This is a genomic window from Parabacteroides sp. Y3-G-102 (genome assembly GCF_023656845.1).
GTDB classification, from domain to species: domain Bacteria; phylum Bacteroidota; class Bacteroidia; order Bacteroidales; family Tannerellaceae; genus Parabacteroides; species Parabacteroides distasonis.
Genome location: NZ_JAMOKU010000067.1, coordinates 1 through 20,701, shown reverse-complemented (window position 1 = coordinate 20,701; position 20,701 = coordinate 1). Strand labels below are relative to the sequence as shown.

Genomic DNA, 20,701 nt, shown 5'->3' with positions numbered 1-20,701 from the left:
CTCCTTCAGCATACGGAGCTTGAACTCCATGCTGTAATTTTTACGTTCTCTTAACTTGTTTGACATGTTACACACGTTCTTTTAATTGTTAATTACGTGTGAAGTAAATCTGTATCATGTCACGTGATTATTTACAGCTTTGCCATCTTAGGGCAATCTGCCAAAATTCCCATTAAAACATGTTTTACAGCACAGCCGTTAAAGATGATCCCCGTAACATCAAAACAGGCTCACCCGATAATCTTTTTGGAGTATCCAAATATATAATTTGAGCCTTGACAAGTGATTAGTTATTCATTTGGGAGGCTTTGTGCCTATGGCTTACGCTATTACATAAAATACTATTACATAACAAATTACATCAATACAACAAGTCATTTCTCGAACAAATTAAACATGGGACAGAACAATCGAGTTCGCATAGCTAACTTATATACATATCTCCACTAATTTTCTACTGTACCAATAGAAAGACAATATACATTAAACAACAATAAAAAAGACATAATATACCCCATGTTTGATATTTTTTAATTTTCTTTGTAAATATCAAAGCATTACACATCTATTAACTTTTTAAATCTTTCAAATTATGGACAAACTCAAAAAACTGACAAAAGTCGTACTAAACCAACAAGGTAAAGTTCTTCCAAAAGAGCAAATGATGAAAATCTTAGGGGGAGGAAGTGCGTATTGCCACTGCTGGAACAGTTCTAATGCCATTGATGCCTCTAACTGTTCTCAATGTCAAGATAAATGCAATGGTCTTGGAGGAGTACAAAACTGCAATACCGTAGGAGGTTAACAACAAAAGAAAGGGTTGGCTTTAGCAGAGGTCACCTCCTACCGCCAACCCCTTGTTTCTTAAAACAATATACAACCATGATCTATCTTTTCTTTTTAATCCCCCTTTTACTTATCAGTTGTAACCAGGATCGAGTGAAAGATAATAGTAAGAACGAAATAATCGAGTACTTCATTCCACTCTCACATCGGGTAGAAAAAGATGTGAATGAAGTATTTGAGGAATATTGGTATGTCCCCTTGGAAACAAGGGATGACGCATTGATAGAAGAACTTTACAATATCAAGAACATTGTTATCTATCAAGAAGATATCTACATAGGCTCGGGAAATCAATTAATCATATGGGATAAATATGGAAAAATCAAACGCTATTTATATAAAAAGGGAGAAGATCCTCAATCGTACTTCTTCTTAGGAAATTTTACAATATGGCCTAATGGAGATATTTTGATTTCTTCTGCGAACGATATTACGACTTATTCTAATTCGTTCAAATTTATTCGCAAATGGGCAGATCATGAAAATATAGGATATATAGAGGCTATCACCCAATTTAATGACAGCTCATACATTATAAAAAACATGCCTATACAGGGGCAGTCGCGTTACAGGATAATCAACCCAAAGAGCGGAAATCTTATCAACTCGTATGATTCCATAGAAAAAGCGAACAAATATATCAGCTCATACACAAATTCGTTCGAACGTTTTGAGGCGCATATCCTCTCTCATGGCTATCAAGGCAATGAGATACTTGAGTGTACAATGGATAGCACTAAAATTCGATATCGAATAAATATCGACAATAAAATTCCTCCAGCGGGATTTTGGGCACAAGACGGAAAGGATTATGTGCAAATAGTAATGGAGGAGACAGAGAAAGGATACATCGGGCATATCCCGGATTACGTGGAATCAAAGGAAACAATATTACTCTCCTTCAAGGGAAAAAGGGATGACCTGAACGGAATAGCCTTAATCGACAAAAAAGACGGGAACGCAAGAGTTTTAGAGAACATCAAGTTCGATGACAACTTCCGGTGGTTGCCCAAACAGTTCTTCTCGTTAGATGAGGGCTGGTGCGCCATGCTGATGTATCCGGAAGACGTTTTGAAGAAGGAAGAGTTCGCAAGGCGTTTCCCCGGACTGGACGAGGAGAGTAACCCGGTGTTGTTCATTGGTAAACTAAGGTAATCATTAAAGACCTAAAGCAATGGAACATGACAATCTATTCATCCAAATTTTAGAAATCTTATCGATAAAGCACACGGAAGATTTTACCATAAGATTCTACGAGAGCCATCCACACAAAAACAATCTGTTTGGACTGTCCGAGATGCTACGTTATTATAATATAGAGAATGTAGCGGCCGAAATTCAAAAAACACAAGAAAACTTATCCTCATTGGATGTACCCTTTGTGGCTTACGTAGATCATGAGTTTGTATTGGTGCGACATGTTTCTACCGAGGCAATCATCTATTCATGGCGAGGTAAAAACATCACATTATCTATCCCGGTATTCTTGGAACGATGGTCAGGAATCGTCCTTCTTTTCGAATCCACCGATGAATCTATTGAACCGGATTATAAAGAGCATAGAAAGGAATACTTACGACAGCGGATAGTAATCGCATGTTTCGTTTCATTACTTCTATCATTAATAGGGTGTGCCCTTATCACCAACAGAGGAATGGAGATAGGAATCTGGGGGTTATGGGGTGTTAATGTGATCGGAGCATCTTTCTGCGGTATCCTGCTTTCTCGAGAGATCTTAGGCTCGGATAAATATGTCAACAAAATTTGTTCCCTGTTTTTGAAATCCAGTGATTGCAACGGGACATTGGATTCCCAAGCATCTCATTTCTTGGGGATCAGTTGGAGTGTCTTCGGCTTAGGATATTTTCTTTCCGCAATATTGTTTATCGCCTTGTTGCCCCAATATGTTATATATGCAGAGACTCTGAATATAATCGCATTACCTTATACAGCGTGGAGCGTATGGTACCAAAAATTTAGGGTAAAACAATGGTGCGCTTTATGTTTATCTGTACAAGCTACCGTATGGATCACCTTTCTTATCTCTCTATTTGCGATAGGCATGGATTTCAATCAATGGGATTTATTTGATTTCACTACCATTGGATGCGTGTATGGGCTCGTCATTCTATCGCTCCATTTTACTGTTACATTATACGTAAAAGAAAAGCAAATCCAACGAAGCAACAATAAACTTAGCAGCATAAAACTGAATGCCTCTGTATTTAAGAGCTTATTAAACGAACAGCCTCAATATGACATTGACAAAAATACAGGAATATTATTGGGCAATAGGGATGCCAAAGAGTGGATTACCATTATCTCTAATCCACATTGTGCTCCTTGCGCAAAATTACATCTCCAAATAGAAAAGTTACTCAAAGAATATAAAGAAGAGATTTGCATACAAATCATCTTGACCTCTTTTAGCAAGGAATTAGAACCTAGCGCCATGCTACTGACCTCCATGTATCTACTAAATAATGAATCGGATTATTTACGATTCCTATCTGACTGGTATGCAAAAGGGCGTCATAAAAAAGAGGATTGCTATAAAAGATACAGATTAAATCCTAATGACAAAGATATGTTAGCCAATTTTCAAGCACAAAACGAATGGGTTAGGCGCAATACAATAAGTTCCACTCCAACAGTTTTGACAAATGGTTATTTATTGCCGGAAGAATATGAGTTAAAGGATATGTCGTATTTAATAAATTAAGTACTATGAATAAATTAGCATCACAAATAGATTCGCTAAATAAGCATTTGATAGGCTCATTACATACAAGCTACCCTTTCGGGTTGGCTCACGGCAAAATGGGATTACTCATCTATTTATACCATTTGTATGATTATACGCAAGAAGCTATTTATAAAGAGAAGGCTGAGCGATTGCTGGACGATCTCTTGGAAAACGATCTCTCTAAAAACGCAGAACTTACTGTGGAGGAAGGTTTATGCGGAGTTGCGTTAGGATTGGATTATATTGTAAAAAAGCAATTTGTAGACGGTGATATTAATGATTTGCTAAGTGGTATCGATGATTTGCTATTCAAGAAGCTGGTTTTCGGAAATATGGAATCTAGGTATTCCCTGTCTCAACTCATCCATTTCTTATATTACATTTATAAAAGGCTGGAAATCCAGACAAACGATAATGAGCGTTTCCCTTTCGAGGGCTTAGCAATCAAGTTAGTTAATCAATTGGCCGATTTGATAGACGCCTCCTTTTTCGAGGAATCCTATACGTTTTCCATTTACCAATATCACGTACCGATATTGATGAAAACCCTGTCCTGTCTTATACAATATGATTTTTACAAGGATCGGATACAAAAGGTTTTGGAACAACTATCTCTGTATATGTTCTCCCATTTGCCTCATCTGCATTTGAACCGACTATATCTGTTATGGGGCATACTACCTTTACGGGATTGTTCGCCGGATTGGCAAAGATATGTGAACGAACTAAGAAAATCAATCAATCTAGACATAATATATAATAGAGAGATCAAAGGCAAGGATATCTATATCAGTAATGGATACGCTTCTCTATATTTCTTGTTAGAGGGATTAAAAAGGGACTTCCCCGAATACACCATCCCTTTCAATCCGCACCTAATTTACGATCGGATCATCTCGTCTGACGCTTGGGATGCCCTAATGGAGAACGAATACTACTATAATATACACCGAGGATTGCTGAATGGTTTCCCCGGTACGGTGTTGGCATTGTTAAACATTAAGCAAAGATATTTATGCGAATAGACTTGACAGATACAACATTTATTATTCCCGTACGGATCGATTCCATGATCCGTTTGGAGAACCTGTTGATGTCCGTGGACTCAATAGTACGTTATTTCCGGACACGCATCTTAATTCTGGAGGCCTCATCATACCAAAATGAGATTATCCCCTCGTTAATAAAAGACGATACGGTGAAGTACACTTTCCTCGTGGATAAAGATCCTGTATTCTACAAGACCAAATACTTGAATATCCTCGCAAAGCAGGTTGATACTCCACTTGTTTGTATTTGGGACGCAGATGTGATACTGGACCACCTTCAAATATTGGATGCGGTGAAACAACTTAGAACTAGGACTTCTGATGTCGCTTATCCATATGATGGTAATTTTTTAGATACGTCAGATATATTGAGGGAACATTATTGGCTCCATCGTGACTTAGATTTCCTAAAAAAACATCAAGCAAAGATGAACTCTTTGTACACAGTAGAGGGAGTGATAGGCGCAGTCGGGGGAGCGGTCTTCGCCCAAACGGAAAAATACCTGCAAGCGGGTATGGAGAATGAGGATTTCTATGGCTGGGGCTTGGAGGACGGAGAAAGACATTACCGTTGGTTGAGTTTTGGCTACCGGATTTATCGGAGTGAGGGCTGTTTATTCCATTTGTCTCATCCCCGGGATCAAAATGGGATGTTCCGTTCAAGGATACATAGCGAAAAAGCGATGCATGATATGAATGAAGTAGTAAACTATTCCAAAGAGGAACTTCGAGAAAAGTTCTCCTTGGATTCAAGATAGAGAATTGTATTTAGTGATGAAAGATAAAATTATTGGGTCTTAAGTTCATTGGCCTACAAACCTAAGATACTTCACCAAGGATCCTAAGATACTTTACCGATGAACCTAAGATACTTTATCCATGAACAAACAAGATCGGTGACCTCAACCTTTTACCACATAAGTCAGCATAAATCAGAAATATTTTGTACTTTTGCGCCGTATTATACAAAATAATAGCATAATGAATCTATTAGAACTGAGTGAACAGGAAATAATAAGACGTAATAGCATGGAGCAGTTGCGTCAGATGGGGATAGAGCCTTATCCCGCAGCTGAGTATGTAACGAACGCATTTTCCAAAGAAATAAAAGAGACATTCAAAGACGACGCTGAGCCACGCCCGGTAAGTATCGCCGGCCGTATCATGAGCCGTCGTATCATGGGTAAGGCTTCCTTCATGGAATTGCAGGATTCCGAGGGCAGAATACAGGTCTATATCTCCCGTGACGATATTTGTCCGGATGAGAATAAGGACACCTACAATGTCGTTTTCAAGAAATTACTGGATATCGGTGATTTCGTCGGGATCAAGGGATTCGTTTTCCGTACTCAGATGGGAGAAATTTCCGTTCATGCTCAAGAATTGACAGTTTTGTCTAAATCACTTCGTCCGCTACCGGTAGTTAAATATAAGGACGGTGTCGCTTACGACGGTTTTAATGACCCGGAGCTTCGCTACCGTCAACGTTACGTGGATTTGGTAGTAAACGATGGCGTAAAAGATATTTTCATGAAACGTGCGGCTATCATCAAGACCATGCGTACCGCTTTGGATGAGGCCGGATACACGGAGGTAGAGACTCCGATCCTGCAATCTATCGCCGGAGGAGCTAGCGCACGTCCGTTCACGACACATCATAACTCCTTGGACATCGATTTATATTTACGTATCGCTACCGAGTTGTATTTGAAACGATTGATCGTCGGTGGATTCGAGGGTGTATACGAGATCGGTAAGAATTTCCGTAACGAGGGTATGGACCGTACGCACAACCCGGAGTTCACCTGTATGGAACTTTATGTCCAATACAAGGACTACAACTGGATGATGAGCTTCACCGAGAAGCTGTTGGAGCGTATCTGTATCGCCGTGAACGGTACGAGCGAGAGCACGATCGACGGTAAGACAATCAGCTTCAAGGCTCCTTTCCGCCGTTTGCCGATCTTGGAGGCGATCAAGGAAAAGACGGGTTACGACTTGGAAGGTAAGAGCGAGGACGAGATCCGTACGATCTGCAAGGAATTGAAGATGGAGATCGACGATACGATGGGTAAAGGTAAATTGATCGACGAGATCTTCGGAGAGTTCTGCGAGGGTACGTTTATCCAGCCGACCTTCATCATCGACTATCCGGTTGAGATGAGCCCGCTGACTAAGATGCACCGTAGCAAACCGGGATTGACCGAACGCTTCGAGTTGATGGTAAACGGGAAGGAATTGGCGAACGCTTATAGCGAGCTAAACGATCCGATCGACCAAGAAGAACGTTTCAAGGAGCAATTACGCTTGAGCGAGAAAGGGGACGACGAGGCGATGTTCATCGATCAAGATTTCTTACGCGCCCTTCAATTCGGTATGCCTCCTACGTCGGGTATCGGTATCGGTATCGACCGTCTGGTTATGTTGATGACCGGACAGACAACGATCCAAGAGGTATTGCTTTTCCCGCAAATGCGTCCGGAGAAAACCGCAAAGAAAGATAACGCCGACAAATACGTAGCCTTGGGTATTTCCGAGGAGTGGGTTCCCGCTTTGCAGAAAGCCGGCTACCTGACGGTTGACACGCTGAAAGAAGCGAACGCCAACAAATTAAGACAAGAGCTTTGTGAGCTTAATAAAAAATATAAGTTAGAACTGCAAAATCCTACGATCCAAGAAATAGAAGCTTGGATAGCCAATGTAGGAGAATAAAAGCGTGATACGATGGATTTGCCCGGAAAAATCGCGATAATGGGAGGTGGTAGCTGGGCTACCGCCTTAGCCAAGATCGTACTTTCAACTCAAGATAGTATCAACTGGTACATGCGTAGGCCCGATCGTATCGAGGAGTTCAAGCAGTTGGGACACAACCCGTGTTACCTCACCGCCGTGAAATTCGACACGAACAAGATAAACTTCTATTCCAATATCAACCAAGCGATCAAGGACTCGGATACCTTGATCTTCGCTACGCCTTCCCCTTTCTTGAAACAACATTTGAAGAAGGTGAAGACCTCTTTGAAAGATAAGTTTATCATCTCGGCGATCAAGGGTATCGTACCGGATGAGAATATGTTGATTACGGATTACTTCGCGGAGTATTACAAGGTTCCGACAGAAAATATAGCAGTTATCGGTGGTCCCTGTCATGCGGAAGAGATCGCTCTGGAGCGGCTCTCGTACATTACGTTGGCTTGTTCCGACATCGAGAAGGTCCGTACGATATCCCCCGTTTTCAAAAATCAATACTTAAAGAATTCCTTCTGTAAGGATGTGACCGGTATCGAATACGCCGCCGTACTGAAGAACGTGTACGCTATCGCCGCCGGTATTTGCCATGGGATGAAATATGGCGATAACTTCCAAGCCGTATTTATCTCGAACGCTATTGAGGAGATGCGTAATTTCGTGGACGCCGTACACGGGCTGGAGCGGGATATCACCGACTCCGTCTACCTTGGCGATTTGCTGGTTACCGCTTATTCCCGGTTCAGCCGTAACCGTACTTTCGGAACCATGATCGGTAAAGGATATTCCGTGAAGACAGCGCAGCTGGAGATGGAAATGATCGCCGAGGGATATTATGGAACCAAGTGTATGCGTGAGATCAATGAGAAATATAAAGTGAACATGCCGATACTGGACGCTGTTTATGATATATTGTACGAGAAGAAATCGCCAACAACGGTCATTCGTCAATTAACGGAAACGTTTAAATAAAATAGCATATGAAAAACATCAGTTTAAACATCGACAAGGCTCTGGGCACTGTCTCCAAGGAACAGGTTTACGCTCAAGAGGCCAAGGCAATGGAATGTATTGCCACATTACATAACGGTAACGGAGCAGGTAACGACTTTTTGGGTTGGTTGCATCTCCCCTCTTCTATTACGGACGTAGAGTTGGCCGACATCGAGAATACGGCGAACGTGCTTCGTTCTAAATGTGAGGTGGTCGTAGCCATTGGTATCGGTGGTAGCTATTTGGGTACCAAAGCGGTAGTAGAAGCGTTAAACAACAGCTTCGACTGGTTGCAAAACGACCGTAAAAACCCGGTTATGTTATACGCCGGACACAATATCGGAGAGGATTATCTTTATGAATTAAGCGAAGTTTTGAAAGGTAAGCAATTCGGTATTATCAATATCTCCAAGTCTGGTACGACTACAGAGCCGGCTTTGGCTTTCCGTATCTTGAAGAAACAATTGGAAGATGCTGTTGGCAAGGAAGAGGCTAAACATCGTATCGTAGCTATCACGGACGCTAAGAGAGGCGCTTTGCGTACCTTGGCGGATCAAGAAGGTTACAAGACTTTCATCATCCCTGATAACGTAGGTGGACGTTTCTCTGTTTTGACTCCGGTAGGTTTGCTTCCGATCGCCGTGGCAGGTATCAGCATCCGCGACTTGGTTGCTGGAGCTGTTTCCATGGAAAAAGCTACAGATGCGAGCGTTCCTTTCGCTGATAATATGGCCGCTATCTATGCCGCTACTCGTAACGAGTTGTATAAGAGCGGTAAAAAGATTGAGATCTTGGCTAACTTCCATCCGAAATTGCATTATATCGCAGAATGGTGGAAACAACTTTATGGAGAGAGCGAAGGTAAAGACGGTAAAGGTATTTTCCCCGCATCTGTAGATTTGACAACCGATTTGCATTCCATGGGTCAATGGATTCAAGACGGTGAGCGTACGATTTTCGAAACGGTTATCTCCGTGGAAGCTACAGATCATAGCGTATTGGTTCCTACAGACGAGGCTGATTTGGATGGATTGAACTTCTTGGCAGGCAAGCATGTAGACGAGGTAAACAAGATGGCTGAGTTAGGTACTCAGTTAGCTCACGTAGATGGTGGCGTTCCTAATATCAAGGTAACTATGCCGGAAGTAAGTGCGTTCTATATTGGTCAGTTGTTCTATTTCTTCGAGAAAGCTTGTGGCATCAGTGGTTATATGTTGGGCGTTAACCCATTCAATCAACCGGGTGTCGAGGCTTATAAGAAGAATATGTTCGCCCTGTTGAATAAGCCGGGATACGAGAAAGAAAGCGAAGCTATCAAAGCACGTTTATAATACGATTTATCCCATAAAAAAACGGTTTTCTCATCACGAGGAAACCGTTTTTTCGTTTGAATAGTTTTTTATTACTCATTTAATTCTTTAAGTAAATCGCTCCCGGCCTTGAATTTGACCGAGACACGTGGAGTAATCATTACTTCCTCCCCTGTTTTCGGATTACGTGCCAATCGCTCGGATTGTTGCCAAGGTACAAAAGATCCAAATCCTTTCATGGAAATAGATTCTCCTTCCCGTATTCCTTTCGCCACAACAGTCGGTAACGCATTCACTACGGTTCTAACAACATTTTTCGGCAATCCTGTTTCTTCCACAAGAGATTGTACTAATTCTCCTCTATTCATACTAGATAATAAATATACCATTCTTCACCAGAAAAGAGTCCGGTGAGAACTCTAGTAAGCGCATTAATAACGAATTTTCAAAGGCTATAACTTGCTATGAATAAGTGATATCATAATACTGTATACTATTTCTTATTAATTATATTTCTACCAAAGTCTCACTTGTCTATCTGAAAGGGGTTCAATTATACCTACATTTAGGTATATAATATTTCTGTATACATTGATTTTTAATATATGATATTTTGATATTCCCCAAATATTCATATATTTGCAATGATTAAACAACTAAGTTCTCACCGAACTACGTCATAATTTATTGATTAATTATCTCAACGAAATAAATTTATATCCCTTATTTTTCAATACATCTATCAACTCATCCAGATAATTATAGAATTTATCAATCCGGTTAGGGTGTACATGTAGGTGGATCAAAAGTAAGCACCCATTTAAACCATTTTTGTTTCATAAAATGAAATTCCATTATATATCATATTTATTTAATTTCAAGAAGCTTTCCTCCCATTTCTGTTAATTCCGATTTATTACGTACCTTTGTATTGGTTTTTAAGAAGGTAATAACATGATTCAAGAAGCGATTATCCGATATCTGCGTAAACACAGGCAGGAATCCCTTTCTCCCAAAGCTGTTCTTTTCGATATGGATGGTGTATTATATGACTCTATGCGTTTTCATGCACGGGCATGGCATGAGGTAGCGACCCTCCATCAGCTAACTTCTCGGCCGGAAGACTTTTATATGTTCGAAGGACGTACTGGGGAAAGCACGATCAACGAGCTATACCAACGCACTTTCCAACGAGACGCTACCGCCGAGGAGAAGCAAACGATCTATAAAGAGAAAGCGGATCTATTCAATACCTATAATGACGGTGCCCCCATGATCGGCGCCGCAGAGGTTCTAAAAGAAGTGGAAGCATCCGGACTGCAACGATTGGTTGTCACCGGTTCCGGCCAACATAGCTTGATCGATAAGCTAAACCATACCTATCCGGGACATTTCAACCGAGAGAAAATGGTTACGGCTTTCGACGTGAAATATGGCAAGCCACACCCCGAACCTTATTTAATGGGACTTCAAAAAGCGCATGCGAAGCCTAATGAAACTTTTGTGGTAGAGAACGCTCCCATGGGAGTAGAAGCTGCCGTGGCAGCCAATATCTTTACGATAGCCGTAAACACCGGACCTCTCCCCGATCAAGTTTTATTAGATGCCGGAGCGGATTTACTATATCCGGATATGGAAAACTTAGCTAAAGATTGGAAACAAATCATCGAGCTTGCGAAATCCACCCGATTGAACGAGTATTCCAAATAAGCGAACATAAAAAAAGAGGCTACCCGATAATGAAGTAGCCTCTTCTTTTTTATCATCGAACGGATTATTTCACATAATCAGCCTTATTCAAGAAATCATAGCTTTGCTGAACGCTGGCAACCGGATCATTGTTAGTATATTGTTCCACTTCAACATACCAATCCTTTACGTTATTAGCGTACATTTGATCGAAGATAGGCTTGAAATCCATCTTACCGCTTGCGCCGATCTCTTTCTCATCCTTGATATGGATAGCCTTGAACTGGCTCGGACGGTTCTTCAAGTAAGCGACAGGATCACCGCCACCCATCATTACCCAGTATACATCCATCTCGAAGAATACGTGGTTCGGGCTTACGTTATCCAACAGATAATCATAAATCAACTGATCGTCAATCTTACGGAACTCGAAGTCATGGTTATGATAACCGAATGCGATACTAGCGGCAGCGGTCTTATAACCAACCGTGTTGAAATAATCACAGTACATCTTCAAGTCATCCAATGTAGTCTTATCGTTAACCGGCATCCACGGTTGAACCATATATTTAACGCCTAACTCATTATGAGCATCGATCGCTTGATCCCACCAACTCATAACCTCGGCTTCTTTTTCTTTCGTAAAGGCCTGTCCAAGGTGAGCGCTCGTGCACTTCATACCTAGGTCATTCACCATTTTCTTAAATTCAGCGGGAGCTAAACCGTAAATCTTACCGTTATCATAGCTTGCTGTCTCCAGATTCTTATAACCCATCTTAGCGGCGGTTTCCAAGACTTTCTGGATACCTTCTTCTTTTACAAGGTCTCTTAAAGAATACAATTGAAGCCCTATATATTTAGAAGACTCCGATGCTGTAGCGGCAGCTTGTCCTGATTTACCGCCACAAGAAGATAATAACTGCGGGGCTACCAACCCACCCGCAAGCATCAAAGAGGCTTGCTTCAAAAAATTACGTCTGTTCTGCATAGTACTATTAATTAAGTTTGATTGAGAATTTTTACAAAAGTAAGACTATATTCTTAGGTTTATATCTTTATGGAAGTTAAAATCTTCAAAAAGGACATTGTATTTTAATTTTCGTTATCTTTGGAGGATATATTATTACTTAAATCATTTATATCATGAAAAAATTATCAATTCTAGCGATGGGCCTTCTCTTTGTCCTGACCACAGCCTGTAGTGTTTCTGGCAGTGGCACCTTATTCGATGGCAAAGATAGTAACAAATGGAAAATGACAGGCGATGTCTCCGTTCAAGACGACATAATGACCTTGAAAGGTACGGATGCGCTGGTCGTACTGAAAAACGGCAAATACAAAAACTTCGATCTGACCCTTGATTTACGTACTACCCCGGGAGGCAAAGGCGCCGTCTGGTTCCATACGGACCCGAACTTGAAGAAAGGATATCGTATCGCTATCAATAATGACCGGGCTGATAAGGTTTGGTGGAAAATGACAGGAAGTCTTGTTTCCGTGAGGAATTTGACCAAAAGCTTCGTAAAAGAAGATCAATGGTTCAAGATGGATATCCGGGTTGCCGGACAAGAGATCGATGTAAATATAAACGGCGAACCGGTTGTAGAGTATATCCAACCGACCGCACCGTATCGTACGGACGCTAACACCTATGCCTTATTATCGGAAGGGACATTTGGTATAGAGAGTGATGGTAGCGGTGAGATCCAGATCAAGAACATCACCGTGAACGTAATTGATGAATCCACGATCGATATCAACGCACAATTGGCGGAAGCTAACGATGAGCAAAATGACGAGATCATAAAATTACATCAATCGGATTTCCCTGTATTGGATTACCACGTGCATTTAAAAGGTGGATTAACCAAGGAAGTTGCCGCTAAGCAATCCCGCAAGACCGGTATCAATTATACGATCGCACCGAACTGCGGCATCGGTTTCCCGATCACGAACGACCAACAAGTCATGGATTACCTAAATGAGATGCGCTCACAGCCTTTCATCCTTGGTATGCAAGCGGAAGGACGCGAATGGATAACCACATTCTCTCCCGAGACTCTTAAAGAATTCGACTATGTGTTTACGGACGCTTTGACGTTCAAGGACAATAAAGGTCGCCGTACCCGCCTATGGATTCCGGAAGAGACTTGGATCGAGAATGAGGAGCAATATATGGACATGATCGTAGATCGTATCTGCTCCGTATTGGAAGAGCCGGTAGATATCTATGTAAATCCTTGTTTCTTGCCATCTCCGATGGATAAGCGTTTTGACGAGTTCTGGACGGAGGCCCGCATGAAGCGTTTCGTCGAGGCATTGGCTAAAAGCGGAAAAGCTTTAGAGATCAACGAACTATACAACATTCCAAATAAAGCGATCATTATGAAGGCGAAAGCCGCCGGCGTTAAATTCACGTTTGGAAGTAACAACGTGACACCAAACGTCAGCGATCTGTCTTACAGTATCCGCATGATGAAAGAATGTGGCCTGACGGCTGAGGATATGTATAAACCGAAAGTTAAAATCTAATCACACTTTACCCTCACCCTAATCCCCCGTTTAGGGACACCCTAAATGAGTGATTAGGGTAGACCTAAACGAGGGATTATTCTCTCTCTCGCAACATCCGTCGCATCTTCATATACCGATATTGCTTAATAATCATCTTGCGGCTACGTATGATCTGATAACGGTAAATGATACAAGACAAGATGAAATATACGCCCGCTTGAATCCATAATACCCGATATTCATGCGCCACCTCATGCAAGGAAGCGCCTGCCGTATTGATACGAATAAATCCCTGGATACCCGGAGTAGAAGGAAACAAATAACCCACCACTTTCCAAAACGGAGGAATAGCCGCCTCCGGCCAAGAGACACCCGAGATAAATAACAAGATGACAGACGTGAAAACGAATACCAACATAGGCGACTCACGACTCGTCATAAATCCAGATAGCGTCATAGACATAAAAATACAGGCAAACAGGTAAGGCAGTAAAAACAACAAAATAGTCAGTGGCTCACCAACCTGAGGTAAGGAGAATAACTTAGGGACAATAGCCAATACCCAGATGCAAACCACCACATACAGCAAAAGATAAGTCAGCGACTTGCCGAACACGATACGCAAAGTTCCATTAAAATGCCGGCAAATAGGCACCAGACTATGAAAGCGGTTCTTTTCCCGGGCCGTTCCTCCCAACATTCCGATACCCAATATCAAGGTCTGTTGCAATACCAAGATCAAGATAGCCGGTACCAAGAAACTGGCAAAGCCATTCTGGGAATTAAACAACGCTACCGATTCATACGGGATCGGGTCTACCGTGATCTGGTCCATCTTATCCGTAGACGACGGATTATTATGCATCCGAAGTTCCTTACCCATATCCAATGACACCTCTGTCGTCGCCAAAAGGAAAGCCTTATAAAACAATAAGGCGCTCATATCGCAATACAACGAGACGGTTGTCTGTCGCCCTTCATGCAGGTCCTTACTATAATCCGGGGGAAAGAGCAAAATTCCATAGGCCTTCTTCTCATCCAACATCTTCTTGGCTTCCGCCATATCCGGACAAACACCCACTACTTCCACATCCGGCGTGGCGTTAACCCGTCTGGTAAACTCACGACTCAAATAGGAATCACTTTGGTCTACCACCACCATCTTCGCCTCGTGTACTACCTCGTTATTATATATAAATGAATAAAGCAGCGGATATACGAAAGGCACCAAGAAAAAGAAAATCATGACCCCCGCATCTTTAAACACGTTTCTCAATTCATCCTTCCAAATATAAAACGTATCCAGAAGACCTTCCTTTATGATATATCGTAAACGATGTTCTCTTTTCATCACATACAGTTTTTACGGTAGATATTTGAAATCCAACAACGCCCTCTTCAAGTTCCGCCCGATAAGGAACGGCAAGATCAGAAATCCCAACAACCAAGCGTACTCGCCCAACGTATAGAATAGCGCCCGCCCGTTCAAGGCTTGATCGACATAAATCAAGAAATAATGCCGCAGAGGAAACAAACGTGCCAACGCTTGCAACGTAGGGTCCATACCTTGTACCGGAAACGAGAATCCGACAATGGAGAACGAGATCATTCCGAACAGACTGGCGAAACTAAGCCCTAAACGGGGAGTCGGTAATACGCCGATCATAAATACGCCTACCGCCTGAGAGGATATAATCAGCAAAAACATCGCCAAAAGTATCGGAAACCAACCGCTATTTAACGGGAAAGAATTAAATCCATACAACACCGCACAATACATAAAGCCTACGACCGTAAAAATAGCCGTCTGCGGCAATAACTTTCCCAACAAACTAACTGCGATAGAACTCCCTCCCATATCCAACCATTTACGGGATGTGGAATATTTAATTTCCGTACCGATACTGAATACTGTCACCAGAAATACCATCAACTGAATGATACCCGGCAAAACCGTATTATTCAAATATACCGAATAATTCAACCACGGATTGCCGATCGGATGCGTATCGATCACGATCGGTTGTAGCTGTCCCATGATCTGCGCTTCGGTATATCCTTTAGCTTGTCCGGTCTGTAAACCCACAGCGGCCCCCGCCAATACCGACATCGTTTTCATATCCCGAAACAGCAAGGAAGCGGCGATCAAATAGGTACCATTCGTATAGAAAGACAACCGGGGCTGCTTTCCAGATGTGGCGTCCACGGCGAAACCGGATGGAATGTAAAAAATTCCATATACATTCCCTTTCTGCATTTCCTGACGAGCCTCGGTAAACGACATGGTTTTCATATACACCTCTGTCTGCTCAAAGGCATCCAACTGGCGAATCAAATTGCGTGAGGTAGCGGAGTTATCCATATCCACCACTGCTATCGGCAGATCGGTCGGCAATCCCTCATGCATCAACGATACAAAGAAAATGACACAGATAGCCGGAGCGATCAGCATACAAAAGAAGTAAATCGGTTGAGCCACCAGCCGATGCACCTCACGCTTTGCGATAAGCCAGATTCTATGCAAACTTTCTTTATAGGTCATACGATCTCTTTCCCTTTTTTCTTTAAGATCACGGACATTCCCGGACGAAGATCAGCGACTTTCTCCAACGGACGGGCACGCACCTCGAAAGTCTTCGAGTCATATTGTCCATTCGTCTTTGTCGCTTTCCATGCGGCATACGAGCCCATATCCTTCATATAATAGACTTTCAACTTCACCGGTAGGTCCCCCAACGCCGGTATAAAAGCATTTACTTCCGAACCAATCTTGATATCTTTCAACAGATCCTCACGAATACTGAAAGTTACCCATACATCATTTAAATCAGAGATATTCATGATCGGAGCGCCTGTACCAACCAACTCGCCGACTTCCGGGAACCGTTCTGAAACCTCCCCGTCAATCGGAGCCACCAAAGCGCTCTCGCCCACATACGACTCCACTTCGGCGATAGCACCTTCCGCACGTTGGACCATAGCGGCAGCGGCAGCCTTATCTTCCTTACGGGCACCTTCTTTTGCCATCTCATATTGAGAACGGGCAGCCTTCTCTGTCGCTACCATAGCGTTATAATTAGCCTCCACCTCGTCTCTTTTTTGAGCGGACATCACCCCTTTCTCGTATAAATTCTGAATACGATCGAAAGATTTCTTAGCGATAGTTAATCCAGCTTGCGCCTTTTGCCACATCTCATAAGCGGCCGTGATTTCCTGTTCACGGGCTCCTTTAATCGCTTTAGCGTTCTGCGCCTCCGCTGCCGCACGAGCCGCCTCCGCTTGTTTCAGCTTCGCCATAACCTCGGGCGTGTCTAAAAAGACCAAAGTATCTCCGGCTTTTACCTGATCGCCTTCGCCAAAACGATAAGAAGCGATACGTCCGGGAACCTTACCGGAGATACGAACTTGGGTGGCCTCGGCCTGCCCCATTATAATATCGTCAGGCGGTGTAAGCAGAAAGAAACCCGCCAAGGCTACCAATCCGATCACGACCAATACTGTGATAAAAGCTAACATCATGTTACTGATAGAAAACTTCTTGTTCTCGTTCATCTCTGTGTATATTTTTATTTGTTATTACTCTTATTCATTTGCGGACAGTTTACCCAAAGCCTTGCTTAGATAAACTTCTGTTAATTTCACCTCGATTTGAGCATCAATCAAACTAGAGCGAGCAGAAACCCATGCTGTCTGCGCCTCCATTAAGTTCAAAGCCGGGATAACCCCTTCCTCAAAACCGAAATTCGCACGCCGCAAATTCTCTTCCGCATTTTCCATATTACGGGAAGAAGCGATCAACTTTTTGCCCGCTTCATTCACTTTATAAACGGATTGATTTACCTGCAACTCGATCTTTTCACGAGCATCCTGCCATTCCAGTGTTTTTATGCGCGTTTCCGCTTTCGCCGAGTTACGCCTATAAGTGCCTTCCCACCAACCGGACAAGGGTACCTTTACCATAACTCCGACATTAAACATACCGGCGAAATCATTTTTAAAACCATTAAAAACATTCGGATTCGTGACGAAGTAATTCGCCGCTAAAGCGACATTAGGCAACATCTCTGCCAAAGCAATACGTTCTTTTCGCTTATAGATTTTCGTTGCCAGATCCAAACTTCTCAGTTCATTACGATTCATGAAAGCCTCATTCAGATCGGCCGAGGCTTGTGTTGTCTCTACCGGAAAATTATCCAGCTTCTCGTCTGCAAGCGATAAATCCTCCTCTAAAGACAGACCACAAATTTGCGCTAAAAGCATTCGGGTTAAAGCCAGACCATTCTCAACCTTAGTCTGAGCCATCTCTGCCTCATTCAGTTTCACCTTGACAGAAAGACCATCGGCCTCGGTAGCGACTCCCTCATAGATCATAGCGGTCACATCACTATCCATCTTACGGAGCAAATCCACATAAGCGTCCGCCAATTTCTTCTTATTCACCAAAGATATGACCTGCCAATAGGTCTCGTCAGTCTTATAAATCAAGTCCTGCAACTGTAAATTATTCATTGACTCCGCTAATTGCTTGGCAAACTTAGTGATTTGGTTATAATTAACGATCTTCCCGCCCATGAATACAGGCTGCACCAACGATACATTACCCACCCAGATATTCTGCACATCCAAATGTTGCATATCGTTCACCCCACTCATCAAATGTTGGATCATCGGTAATTGGGCCAAGCCACCTAAAGAAGAGCTCAAGGATGAGGACAAAGCGCCCATGTCCAGTAAGTTTATATCCTTCTGGTTCCACATATAGGCACCGTTTGCCGATAATTGAGGAAAATACTTGGTAAAAGCGGCTTTCTTCTCGTTATCCGCCATCTTGATCTTTTCGCCAGAGATTTGTAGCTCCTTATTGTTCTGGATCGCCAGATTCCGGCACTCTTCCAATGTCAACATTCGCTGAGCGTGCATACAGCTCACCGTGACTACAAATGTTAATAGTAAGATAGTTCGTTTCATCTTTATATCGTTTTAACCTACCTATATAATGCCATCATATTCCCTATGTGACAAAAATATAAAAACCCGCACAAAAGTATAGGTTTAAAGCGAATATAAAATTGAACTAATTCAATAAAGGATACGTTTCTTCAACTTACAATACCAAGAATCACTAACCCCCATATATTGAGCTATATATTTATCAGGTACCCGGCTTACGATCCATTGGTGGTTCGTATAAAGATATTTCAGGAATTCTTCCGCCTTACAGGTTTGACGGACAGCGAACATTGAATAGAGCTTGGAAATAATCATCAGCATCACATTCTGATAACAGGTAGCGAAAGCTGGATATCCCAACGACAAACGTTCGATATCCGTCCGGGAGAAACAAAGTAATTCACCATCCTCGATAGCTTTCACCTCAAACTCAGAAGGGACTTGTGTAAAATAACCGATTGTAGAAACAAATGGGTACATACTATCCGAGGAGAAACCGGTTACGCATTCATTCCCATTCTCATTAATATATTGATTGATAAAAAGCCCTTTATTAATAAAATAGGCATCTTGGCACAACTCGCCCGTACGAATCAAATAATCCCCTTTCCGGATTGTCACACCTCGAGTACAACTTTCCAAATCCTTTAGGAAAGATTCATCTCGAGACAGAATCTCCGGAATAAAACTTAGGAACTTCTCAAAGTCGGGAGATAATTTCATAGTTAATCATCCAAGGTAAATCTCTTCTGTCCGATCAAATTACCGTCAGAGAAAATATCCACACGGTAAGTACCCGGAGATAAGAATTCCTCGATATTCCAATACATGGTCACAGCCACCTCCTCACCTTCATATTCTATCATTTTCTTCATAGAATAATTGATTTCCTTTCCTTCAAAAGCGAATACATCCGCACGGCTTTTCACCAATATATCGTCATCCGGTTTCATGATCCGTACATATACCATCTTTTCGCCGACAGGAGCGGTAATGTTCTTCGCTATCTTGAAAGTCACGACGAATTGCTGCATCTTCTTAATACGCTTAGCTAGTTTACCTCGAGAGTTCACAGGAGTCACGTTAATATCCGTCGCATCCAAACGACTAGCTAACGTTACTCTTTCCGTCAATTTCTCTTTTTCCTTTTTCAAGGTAGCAGCTTGTGAAGTAGCCCTCTGATATTTCTGAACAGCCTCTTTCTTCTCAACCTTCAATTGCTCATTCTCACGATTCAAGGAATCGATTTGGACAACATAGTTACGCATGATTTTACGTAAGGTATCCAATTCCTTTTTCAAGCGAGCTATTTCCTTCGCATTCGTAGCCTTCACCGTACGCAATTCTTCCAATAAACGTTGTACCTTTGCTTGCTCCGTAGATAATAGGGCAACAAGGGAATCATTGCCTACGCTAAACTTATAACCTTCATATTGAAGAGACAATTCATTATATTCATCCTCCAAAGATTCTTTCTCAAGATCAAAGGTTTCCACCAAATCAGTCATTTGCTGCTTTTGATGATAAATATAATAACCGGCACCAGCAATAATCAGTACCAATACTATAACTGCTACGATAAGTAGCGAAAGTTTATTTACTTCTTTATTCTCTTTCTTTTCAGTATCCATATGAGGTTCTTAGCTATTACAAAAGCACAAAATTACAATTTCTTATCCATCCGAACAACAAAGTACACCTAAAAATAGAAAAAGGCAGAGAGGATATATACCAAAAAAAGGAGTCACCCCTTACGGACTGACTCCTCTCCATCGGCTGTCGCCTTGCTTCAAGACGGCGGCTACCTACTCTTCCACTGTTACGCAGTACCATCGGCGTGACGAGGCTTAACTTCT

18 protein-coding genes are annotated in these 20,701 nt (G+C 42.2%); 10 read left to right on the top strand and 8 right to left on the bottom strand.

The window, feature by feature from the left end; genetic code table 11:
• Window positions 1-592: 592 nt before the first annotated feature.
• The 8 genes from NBH16_RS21810 (at window position 593) to NBH16_RS21775 (ending at window position 9,713) form a co-directional block, all read left to right on the top strand.
• Complete coding sequence (locus NBH16_RS21810) at window positions 593-805, top strand: hypothetical protein (RefSeq protein WP_005865774.1); 213 nt, start codon at window positions 593-595, stop codon at window positions 803-805.
• A 203-nt stretch (window positions 806-1,008) separates the two neighbouring features.
• The gene (locus NBH16_RS21805; RefSeq protein WP_250789062.1) at window positions 1,009-2,001 is read left to right on the top strand and encodes a DUF4934 domain-containing protein; all 993 of its coding nucleotides are present in this window, start codon (window positions 1,009-1,011) and stop codon (window positions 1,999-2,001) included.
• 19 nt (window positions 2,002-2,020) lie between these two features.
• Window positions 2,021-3,568, top strand: coding sequence for a thioredoxin domain-containing protein (locus NBH16_RS21800; protein WP_048928003.1), 1,548 nt, complete (start codon window positions 2,021-2,023; stop codon window positions 3,566-3,568).
• 5 nt (window positions 3,569-3,573) lie between these two features.
• Window positions 3,574-4,617: a glycoside hydrolase family protein gene (locus NBH16_RS21795; RefSeq protein WP_135959115.1), complete on the top strand. Its 1,044-nt coding sequence runs from the start codon at window positions 3,574-3,576 to the stop codon at window positions 4,615-4,617.
• Window positions 4,608-5,399 (top strand): galactosyltransferase-related protein, encoded by a 792-nt coding sequence (locus NBH16_RS21790; protein WP_005861491.1) that lies wholly within the window; start codon window positions 4,608-4,610, stop codon window positions 5,397-5,399. The genes NBH16_RS21795 and NBH16_RS21790 overlap by 10 nt, the downstream gene beginning before the upstream one ends.
• A 223-nt stretch (window positions 5,400-5,622) precedes the next feature.
• Window positions 5,623-7,353: a lysine--tRNA ligase gene (gene lysS / locus NBH16_RS21785; protein WP_022192869.1), complete on the top strand. Its 1,731-nt coding sequence runs from the start codon at window positions 5,623-5,625 to the stop codon at window positions 7,351-7,353.
• Window positions 7,354-7,365: 12 nt separating this feature from the next.
• The gene (locus NBH16_RS21780) at window positions 7,366-8,361 is read left to right on the top strand and encodes an NAD(P)H-dependent glycerol-3-phosphate dehydrogenase (protein WP_005861487.1); all 996 of its coding nucleotides are present in this window, start codon (window positions 7,366-7,368) and stop codon (window positions 8,359-8,361) included.
• 8 nt (window positions 8,362-8,369) lie between these two features.
• Window positions 8,370-9,713, top strand: coding sequence for a glucose-6-phosphate isomerase (locus NBH16_RS21775; RefSeq protein ID WP_250789061.1), 1,344 nt, complete (start codon window positions 8,370-8,372; stop codon window positions 9,711-9,713).
• Between the two features lie 71 nt (window positions 9,714-9,784).
• Here the strand turns inward: NBH16_RS21775 and NBH16_RS21770 are convergent, their stop codons facing one another.
• Window positions 9,785-10,060: an HU family DNA-binding protein gene (locus tag NBH16_RS21770; RefSeq protein WP_008774141.1), complete on the bottom strand. Its 276-nt coding sequence runs from the start codon at window positions 10,058-10,060 to the stop codon at window positions 9,785-9,787.
• Between the two features lie 586 nt (window positions 10,061-10,646).
• Here NBH16_RS21770 and NBH16_RS21765 point away from each other — a divergent pair.
• A complete protein-coding gene (locus NBH16_RS21765) occupies window positions 10,647-11,402 on the top strand; it encodes an inorganic diphosphatase (RefSeq protein ID WP_022192867.1) in 756 nt (251 codons plus the stop codon).
• Window positions 11,403-11,466: 64 nt separating this feature from the next.
• Here the strand turns inward: NBH16_RS21765 and NBH16_RS21760 are convergent, their stop codons facing one another.
• Window positions 11,467-12,369 carry a sugar phosphate isomerase/epimerase family protein gene (locus tag NBH16_RS21760; RefSeq protein WP_005865752.1) on the bottom strand — a complete coding sequence of 301 codons (903 nt, stop codon included), beginning with the start codon at window positions 12,367-12,369 and terminating at the stop codon, window positions 11,467-11,469.
• A gap of 155 nt (window positions 12,370-12,524) precedes the next feature.
• On the opposite strand from NBH16_RS21760, the gene NBH16_RS21755 reads away from it, so the two are divergent.
• Window positions 12,525-13,913 carry a DUF1080 domain-containing protein gene (locus tag NBH16_RS21755; RefSeq protein ID WP_022192866.1) on the top strand — a complete coding sequence of 463 codons (1,389 nt, stop codon included), beginning with the start codon at window positions 12,525-12,527 and terminating at the stop codon, window positions 13,911-13,913.
• Window positions 13,914-13,989: 76 nt separating this feature from the next.
• Here the strand turns inward: NBH16_RS21755 and NBH16_RS21750 are convergent, their stop codons facing one another.
• The 6 genes from NBH16_RS21750 to NBH16_RS21725 form a co-directional block, all read right to left on the bottom strand.
• On the bottom strand, window positions 13,990-15,246 hold the full coding sequence (locus NBH16_RS21750; protein ID WP_022192865.1) for an ABC transporter permease: 1,257 nt from the start codon (window positions 15,244-15,246) through the stop codon (window positions 13,990-13,992).
• Window positions 15,247-15,258: 12 nt separating this feature from the next.
• Window positions 15,259-16,437 carry an ABC transporter permease gene (locus tag NBH16_RS21745; protein WP_250789060.1) on the bottom strand — a complete coding sequence of 393 codons (1,179 nt, stop codon included), beginning with the start codon at window positions 16,435-16,437 and terminating at the stop codon, window positions 15,259-15,261.
• A complete protein-coding gene (locus tag NBH16_RS21740) occupies window positions 16,434-17,447 on the bottom strand; it encodes an HlyD family secretion protein (RefSeq protein ID WP_005865742.1) in 1,014 nt (337 codons plus the stop codon). Before NBH16_RS21740 ends, NBH16_RS21745 begins: the two co-directional genes overlap by 4 nt.
• A 30-nt stretch (window positions 17,448-17,477) precedes the next feature.
• The gene (locus tag NBH16_RS21735) at window positions 17,478-18,863 is read right to left on the bottom strand and encodes a TolC family protein (protein WP_005861471.1); all 1,386 of its coding nucleotides are present in this window, start codon (window positions 18,861-18,863) and stop codon (window positions 17,478-17,480) included.
• A 111-nt stretch (window positions 18,864-18,974) separates the two neighbouring features.
• Complete coding sequence (locus NBH16_RS21730) at window positions 18,975-19,568, bottom strand: Crp/Fnr family transcriptional regulator (RefSeq protein WP_005861469.1); 594 nt, start codon at window positions 19,566-19,568, stop codon at window positions 18,975-18,977.
• A gap of 2 nt (window positions 19,569-19,570) precedes the next feature.
• Window positions 19,571-20,476 carry a DUF8429 coiled-coil domain-containing protein gene (locus NBH16_RS21725; protein WP_005861467.1) on the bottom strand — a complete coding sequence of 302 codons (906 nt, stop codon included), beginning with the start codon at window positions 20,474-20,476 and terminating at the stop codon, window positions 19,571-19,573.
• Window positions 20,477-20,701 lie beyond the last annotated feature (225 nt).